Here is a 1,324-nt window from a genome sequence, read left to right on the forward strand (position 1 = left end):
AGTGTTTTGCATAATTCCGTTTCAGAGAAGAAGCGATAGCATATTCACTGTCGTTAAGGGGTAATTTTCGAAAATGGTATTATATGGATGAAGAAAAGGGCAGACTTGCAGAATTTTAGAACAGCTCGTTTTTTAAGCGGCAGCCCGTTTTGAATGATGAGAAACGGCGAGCGCAGATGCAAGCAGAACAATGGCATTCAAATACTGGTGAGTTGTGACTTTCTGAATGCCCCGGACATGTGCGGCGTCTGCCGTCAAATAGGTTTTCAATCGGGAGTTGCAGCGTTCTACGCTGGTTCGTTCATTGTAAAGTTCCTTCCAACGCTTTGTATCCCGATGAGGGATGCTGTATCGCCGGAGATCATCCTTCGCATTTACTTTGACGACCATTCCATAGTTTGAAGACGAGCAGGCAGCCATGCCAAGCGGACAGTCGACTTTACCCGTGGCATGCGGGCAGCGAAATTTATGCATATCGCCGTCAACTCCCCAGTATGTCATCGCATAACCCATGGAACAGCACGGTGTTCCGTTCGAGGTCATGCCAGCAGGCGGTTCCTTCTCCCCCCGAAGATTAAGGGGAATGATGGCTTGTGCCTTGACGTTGCGGGCGGCCTCATAAACTTTCATTTGGTCGTAGCCCGCATCGAGTATGAAAAATCGTGTGCTCGTCCTGGACGCTGTTTTCTCGATCAGGCCCGGCGCCATTTCTCCATCATTGACATGCGCCGGCGTTACTTCCAAGGCGATCGGCAATTCACTTTTCGTATCGACCGCCAGATGAATTTTGTAACCAAACCATGTGATTTTATTGCCGAAGGAATCAATTTTTGCGCCCCAGTTCGCATTACCCGTTTGCTCGCTTTTGCGTTTGGGCTGCTTTTTCTCGTAAGCGCGGAGAGCGGCGCTGTCTATGGCGACGTTACTGCCTTCTATGATACCTTCCTGCTGACAGCGTGTGACCAAATCCTCAAAAAGCCGTTTTGCCAAGTCCTTTCTCGTCAGTTCTGAGAAAACTCGGCTTAATGTGGATATGGAAGGAGCTTCTCGATCCAGCGGAAGACCACACTGATAACGAAACCGGAGATCCGTATCCAAACGCTTATGCAACCCTGAAAAGGTACTTATTCCTTCAAGCGGCGCAGCCAAGAGTGCTCGTAGAATACCTTGTCTGCAGTATCCCTCAGCGCCTCGGGGTGAACGGCTTCTCAGTTCCTTGGCATACGGTCTCAGATCGAGAGAACTGAAGAAGATCGGCAATCTCTCCTTGGGTTGAATTTTTAAAAGTTCTTCGAAGGAAAACAGACATTCTTGGAGAATATAC

At 48.8% G+C, this 1,324-nt stretch carries 1 protein-coding gene; it reads right to left on the reverse strand.

The features are described from left to right. Positions 1-132: 132 nt before the first annotated feature. A partial coding sequence (locus POTG_RS22510) for a transposase (RefSeq protein WP_036646791.1) occupies positions 133-1,324 on the reverse strand: 1,192 nt, incomplete at its 5' end.

The sequence above is a fragment of the Paenibacillus sp. oral taxon 786 str. D14 genome, from assembly GCF_000159955.1.
In the GTDB taxonomy this organism is placed as follows: Bacteria; Bacillota; Bacilli; order Paenibacillales; family Paenibacillaceae; genus Fontibacillus; species Fontibacillus phoenicis.